The sequence below is a fragment of the Oribacterium sp. KHPX15 genome (genome assembly GCF_900107835.1).
Lineage (GTDB): Bacteria > Bacillota > Clostridia > Lachnospirales > Lachnospiraceae > Oribacterium.
On record NZ_FNRG01000062.1, the window covers coordinates 1 to 5889 of the forward strand.

General features: G+C 39.6%; 8 protein-coding genes and 1 pseudogene. 2 read left to right on the forward strand and 7 right to left on the reverse strand.

The window, feature by feature from the left end; genetic code table 11:
* From tnpA to BLV86_RS16965, 4 genes are all read right to left on the reverse strand, one after another.
* On the reverse strand, positions 1-344 hold a 344-nt coding region (tnpA, locus tag BLV86_RS16950), incomplete at its 3' end, for an IS200/IS605 family transposase (protein ID WP_090819943.1).
* Positions 345-433: 89 nt separating this feature from the next.
* Complete coding sequence (locus tag BLV86_RS16955) at positions 434-1018, reverse strand: cyclophilin-like fold protein (protein WP_090819945.1); 585 nt, start codon at positions 1016-1018, stop codon at positions 434-436.
* Between the two features lie 82 nt (positions 1019-1100).
* Positions 1101-2102 (reverse strand): alpha/beta hydrolase, encoded by a 1002-nt coding sequence (locus tag BLV86_RS16960; RefSeq protein WP_090819947.1) that lies wholly within the window; start codon positions 2100-2102, stop codon positions 1101-1103.
* A gap of 20 nt (positions 2103-2122) precedes the next feature.
* On the reverse strand, positions 2123-2338 hold the full coding sequence (locus BLV86_RS16965) for a hypothetical protein (protein WP_024865572.1): 216 nt from the start codon (positions 2336-2338) through the stop codon (positions 2123-2125).
* 121 nt (positions 2339-2459) lie between these two features.
* On the opposite strand from BLV86_RS16965, the gene BLV86_RS16970 reads away from it, so the two are divergent.
* Positions 2460-3332, forward strand: coding sequence for a LysR family transcriptional regulator (locus tag BLV86_RS16970; protein ID WP_090819950.1), 873 nt, complete (start codon positions 2460-2462; stop codon positions 3330-3332).
* Positions 3333-3768: 436 nt separating this feature from the next.
* On the opposite strand, the pseudogene BLV86_RS16975 reads toward BLV86_RS16970, so the two are convergent.
* Positions 3769-3876 (reverse strand): annotated as a pseudogene (locus BLV86_RS16975) (TfoX/Sxy family protein); the annotation flags it as partial.
* 179 nt (positions 3877-4055) lie between these two features.
* Between BLV86_RS16975 and BLV86_RS16980 the strand changes: the two are divergent.
* Positions 4056-5306: an RNA-guided endonuclease InsQ/TnpB family protein gene (locus BLV86_RS16980; RefSeq protein ID WP_090819953.1), complete on the forward strand. Its 1251-nt coding sequence runs from the start codon at positions 4056-4058 to the stop codon at positions 5304-5306.
* 68 nt (positions 5307-5374) lie between these two features.
* Here BLV86_RS16980 and BLV86_RS17670 read toward each other — a convergent pair whose 3' ends face one another.
* The gene (locus BLV86_RS17670) at positions 5375-5467 is read right to left on the reverse strand and encodes a PhzF family phenazine biosynthesis protein (protein WP_242873355.1); all 93 of its coding nucleotides are present in this window, start codon (positions 5465-5467) and stop codon (positions 5375-5377) included.
* A gap of 67 nt (positions 5468-5534) precedes the next feature.
* On the reverse strand, positions 5535-5889 hold a 355-nt coding region (locus BLV86_RS16985; RefSeq protein WP_139297964.1), incomplete at its 5' end, for a transposase.

Consider the following 5889-nt stretch of genomic DNA (forward strand, 5'->3'; position numbering starts at 1 on the left):
CAAAGATGTCCACCCCAAAGTTTTGATTTGATCTCCGGATGAGACATGAACATCCACCTCGCGGTGTTGCCTTTAAGGATCTTGAGCATACGTGGGAGTTCGAATTGTGGCGAACAATCTACCAGCATATGTACATGATCCGGCATTATCTCCATGGCTGTGATGGTAAATTTATATTCCTCTGCCATAGACTTTAGATAAGCTTTGATGTCATTATCGATGCCATCCATCAGAACTTTACGTCTGTACTTGGTACACCAGACAATATGATACTGCAGAGAATAAACGTAACCCCTACCATATGTCAGGTCATTTTTATTCGGTAAATCAAATATATTAGCCATACGTATATGATACCATATGTATAAAGAAATCGCAACTTCCCAACAAAAAGCCGCCTAACTCACGACTAGTCACGAGAATGCGGCGGCAATTATTCAACGCTAATGGTTATAGTAACATCTCCATTAGAAAGAAGATCAGTTATATCTTCCGCATTCTTATCAGATATGTGACCAAGCCTTGTATATGACCAGCTATTAGAACCATAGAACACTACCATCTGATTTCCGGAGTATAGTACAACGTCACCTGAACTCGTTGTTGTCTGCTTATCATCTCTCGGCAGACTCTGTCCAATTGAGCCCACCTGTTCAAAACCGCCATACATTGACATCTGAATTGTAACATCACCGTCTTCAGCCATATTCCTCAGTGCCTCTACAGCCTGATTGTCTTCCCAATCCACATTAACTTTTGTATCGCCGATTTTCATTGTCATAGAACTATCTCCAATAGCTTCATCCTCTGCTGATTCATTTTCTGCGGCAAGCTGATACATAGCTGTTCCCTCCGACATAACGTTCTCTTCCGGACTTTCCGTTTCATTATTTTCTGATGCTGATATTTCAGTTACGGCACCCATATCTGAGCTTGTGTTTTTGGTTGTCCCTGCACAGGCGCTCATGCAAAACATTATGGTCATACAGAATGCCAGAAAAATCATTTTCGTTTTCATCACAGACTTCCTTTATTTTAGAGCTTTACCAAATTCGAAGGCTTGTTGAAATAACTAATACTTTGCTCATATCATCCCATCCTTATTTCAAATTCTCCTTAAAGAAGCTCTCCAGCTTATCAAACGGAATATAATCTTTATCCCCGCCATCGTAAAGATCTGTATGTACTGCATCAGGGATTATCATAAGTTCCTTGTTATCTGCATACTTGCTGTCTCTGATCATATCTGCATAAGCATCTTTTGAGAAATAACATGAGTGTGCCTTTTCTCCATGGACAAGTAAAACTGCACTTCTGATTTCATTGCTGTACTTAAGGATTGGTTGATTAACGAAAGACTCACAACCGATCACGTTCCAGCCACCGTTGGAATTAAGACTTCTCTTGTGGTAACCTCTTTCGGTCTTGTAGTAGTCATAGTAATCTTTTACAAAGAAAGGTGCATCCTCTGGAAGTGGATCTACTACTCCGCCGCCAAGCTTATATTCACCAGCCTTAAGGTCCTCCAGTCTCTGCGCGCACATAGCTGCCTTATGCTGGTATCTTGCTTCTTCACTGTCCTCTGAATCAAAATATCCCTTGGCATTTACTCTTGTCATATCATACATTGTCATGGCTGCAGTCGCTTTGATTCTTGTATCAAGAGCTGCTGTATTGATTGACATTCCGCCCCAGCCACAGATACCGATTATTCCGATTCTGTCAGGATCTACCTTTTCATTAAGTGAAAGGAAATCAACTGCTGCCATGAAGTCTTCTGTATTGATATCAGGAGATGCCATATATCTTACATTTCCACCGGACTCTCCTGTAAAGGAAGGGTCAAATGCTATCGTCAAAAAACCTCTCTCTGCCATTGTCTGAGCATAGAGACCGGAACACTGTTCCTTTACTGCTCCAAAAGGTCCACATACAGCAATTGCAGGAAGTTTGCCCTCTGCATTCTTAGGAACATACATATCTGCTGCCAGGGTGATTCCATATCTGTTTACGAATGTTACTTTACTGTGGTCAACCTTATCACTTTTCTTAAAAGTCTTATCCCACTCGGTTACAAGGTTTAGTTCTTCTTTGCTGATCATTTTACATTCCTCCGTTTTTATCATTTCTCTTTTTGAATCTGTCTTATCAAAAAATCCATGTTATCAACTTTTTTCTGACTGTCATGAAGCTCATCCATAAGATGGCACCGGCATTTTCTAAGATCACGAAGAAGTGTATCGGTGTCACCTTCTTCATACATCTTTTTCATAAAGCTTATTTCTTTCTCATCACAGCCCATGTCAGTAAGGCTTTCAAGAATCTTTTTGGTATCCATCTTTTTTACTCCTTCTGATTTCATAGTAAATCCTTGACCAGGTTTTCGCTAATGAATAAAATAAATATCATGATATTTGTTTTTGGAATAACATATAAATTGTCAACTTCAGGGAGGTTTCATGGAAATAAAAAATCTCAGATATTTTCTTGCAGTTGCAAGGGAAGAAAATATGTCAAAGGCTGCTGAGCAGCTTCATGTATCACAGCCTACTCTTTCAAAGACATTAAAATCATTAGAGGAAGAACTTGGGAAGAAACTGTTTGTCAGGCACAGCTTCAGTATTTCGCTCACTGACGAGGGGATGCTGCTGCGTGACCGCGCCCAAGATCTTGTTGCTATGTCAGATAAGATAGAACAGGAATTTAACTCCCTGGATGATATAACAGGTGGGGATATATATTTTGGACTGGCAGAAAGCTATCAGATCAGATACCTTGCCAGAGAGATTTATAAATTAAAGGAAAAATACCCAAACTTCACTTATCATATAACCAGCGGAGATACTGAGCAGGTTACTGAAAAGCTTGATAAAGGCATTTTAGATTTTGCTGTACTGTGTGAAACTCCTGACAGCAATAAATATGAATATGTTAAGTTTCCGGAAGCTGATGTATGGGGAGCAATCATGCCTTCATCTCATCCCCTCGCCAGGAAAAAGTCCATCCGGGTCTCTGACCTGACAGGACAGCCTCTGTTTGTCTCAGAGCAGAGCTGGAACAATGAAATCAAAGCGTGGGCCAAAGACAGATTTAATGAGCTTAAACTTGAAGGCTCTTTTAGACTTTCCTATAACGGCTCTGTATTTGCAAGGGAAAACCTTGGAATACTTCTTACATTTAAAAATCTGATAAATACCGAAGGAACTGACATGATATTTAAGCCTCTTTCACCGGAACTGAAATCAGAGCTATATCTCATTTGGAATAAGTATCAGACCTTTACTCCTATTGCTGAAAAGTTTCTGGAGCAGATAAAAAAGACTTTCAAATAATTTGCAAGAAGGCCATAGATTTCCATCTTGCCTAAAGTCACCCTTCATTATCATTCATTTTCTGTCTACCACACAAAAAGAGGCGTGTAGCTATCAGCGGGATTTACGCTTAATGCTATACGCCACTTAAAGTTTCCTTTTCTTATTTTAAATAATCTCCAACAGGGCTGTTGTTGTATTGCTTAATCACCTTAATAACAATAGACCCATCATCCTGCTTAGTTTCATCAAGTATCCTATACTCTGTCTTTGCATGTTCAAGAGACTGCTTATACATTAAAATTGAAATAGAAACTCAAAAAAGTGCCCTTTCAAGAATATTTTTTCATCGAAAGGGCACTTTCCTCGACAAAAGATCAGAAGCAAAAGCACGCAACCGAGCGCTATACCTTAGACTGCTAACGCTATAACCGAAACAACAGTTGGAACTATTGATGCCTCGATAATAAAGGACATATTCACCCATCATCGCACGATGAGTTATATCATTAAGCTCCGACAGTTGCTCCAATATGTAATCAAGATAATCTTTACTCGATGCCATCTGTTAACCCCTTACCTATTTATAAATAAACAGCCAGAAAACCCATGACCTTTAGGTCGTGGGATGAATGGCGTCACTTTTAGAAATGTAAAATATTTAAGTGTCACTTTGATTATGACACATAATGTGCTATCATATACATACAGGAATGATCCGAGTCTTACGAAAGGAAAAACTGTATGTATCTAACCATTAAACAACAGGTAAAGAATCTCTCTAAAGATGACTACTGTTCTATAAAAGAACTCTGTCATACTGCAAAAAATCTGACTAATGAAGCCATATATAATGTTCGCCAGTATTACTTCGTGGAAGGCAAGTTCCTTAAGTATGAGAAGAACTATTCATTGTTAAAGAATAGTTCTAACTACAAGGTACTCAATTCCAACATGGCACAGCAGATCCTTAAGGAAGTTGATGGTAGCTTCAAATCATTCTTTGGACTACTGAAACTTGCAAAACAGGGCAAATATGATATTAAAGACTGTAAGCTTCCTCATTACCTTCCAAAAGACGGATATACTACTCTGGTCATCGGCTTTGTGCGACTTAAAGGAAATAAGCTTATTCTCCCATTTTCCAACAGTTACAAAACAGACCATAAGCCTGTTGTGATTACGATACCTCCTATACTTGTTGATAAAAAGGTAAAAGAGATTCGCATCATACCAAAAGCAAACGCCAGGTTCTTTGAGATCCAGTACACCTATGAAGCTGTCTGCATCCAGAGAAATCTCAACAAAAACAACGCACTGGCACTGGATTTTGGTGTTAACAATCTCGTGACTGCTGTATCAAATAAAGGTCGTTCCTTCATTATTGATGGCAAGAGGCTTAAGGCTGTAAACCAGTGGTTCAACAAGGAGAACGCTAAGCTCCAGTCCATCAAGGACAAGCAGCATTTTGGCAAAGAAACAACCAACCGTCAGAAGTCATTGGCACGTATACGTAACAACAGAGTAGGCGATTATATGAGCAAGGCTGCTCGCAAGGTCATAGACTATTGTATCGCTAACGATATAGGTACCCTTATAGCCGGATATAACGTTACGTTTCAAAAGAAATCACACATCGGCAGACAGAACAACCAGAACTTTGTCAATATACCTTACGGCATACTCAGGAATAAATTGTCATATCTGTGCGAACTTAACGGCATAACCTATATCGAACAGGAGGAGAGTTATACATCCAAAGCATCATTCTGGGACAAGGATGATATCCCTGTTTTCGATGCCGATAAGTCAAAGGAATACCGGTTCAGCGGAAACAGAATTCACCGTGGAATGTATGAAACAGCGAACGGCTTCAGATTCAACTCCGATGTGAATGGAGCACTTAACATCATGCGTAAAAGTAGCGTTGTGGACATCAGTGTCCTATACGGTAGGGGCGAAGTGGACACGCCCGTAAGAATAAGGGTTGCCTGATATCAGGTGGAAACTTAAATACCAAACTTCTTAAACGGAGTCATCAGACTCTTAGAAGCCCATTACCTTTAGGTGATGGGTAGTTCACCCATTACACAAACTGCCGCCGGGTTGCCTGAAAAAGGTTTGTTTGTAAAAGCATCAACAATATATTGTTTCATTGCACACCTCACTCGTATTTAAACTCATATTTCTAATTAGTGTATGCTCAGTAACCGCCTGATTTTTTCAGACGGCTACCTCATAAAAATAATTGAACCTTGAAAATATCAAAATCAATTTTTGGAACAAAGAAAGCCTCAGGAGGCAATCTAAGTTCATGGATATGATCGACAGGGCTATAGAGCTTCGACTTGTTTCTTCAAGCTTGGTCATGATTAATCCAAGACCATGACTATGTTTTGATAATGCAAATTTTCGCTCTACTTCAATTCTGTCAACGCTATCCACGTACTCTGTACGTTTATCGATTGAAACATTTTTCCCGGGTCTGCCTAAAGCCGGGCCTGCAAGTCTTATCCCTCGAGATTTACAATACGAAAGGTTTTCCCTATTTCTGTAAATCTTATCCGCAAGTACACGC

What these genes read in the sequence shown, in the direction of transcription:
- BLV86_RS16955 (WP_090819945.1), bottom strand. Translation starts at nt 1,018, where the DNA reads ATGAAAACGAAAATGATTTTTCTGGCATTCTGTATGACCATAATGTTT.
- BLV86_RS16960 (WP_090819947.1), bottom strand. Translation starts at nt 2,102, where the DNA reads ATGATCAGCAAAGAAGAACTAAACCTTGTAACCGAGTGGGATAAGACT.
- BLV86_RS16965 (WP_024865572.1), bottom strand. Translation starts at nt 2,338, where the DNA reads ATGGATACCAAAAAGATTCTTGAAAGCCTTACTGACATGGGCTGTGAT.
- BLV86_RS16970 (WP_090819950.1), top strand. Translation starts at nt 2,460, where the DNA reads ATGGAAATAAAAAATCTCAGATATTTTCTTGCAGTTGCAAGGGAAGAA.
- BLV86_RS16980 (WP_090819953.1), top strand. Translation starts at nt 4,056, where the DNA reads ATGTATCTAACCATTAAACAACAGGTAAAGAATCTCTCTAAAGATGAC.
- BLV86_RS17670 (WP_242873355.1), bottom strand. Translation starts at nt 5,467, where the DNA reads ATGAAACAATATATTGTTGATGCTTTTACAAACAAACCTTTTTCAGGC.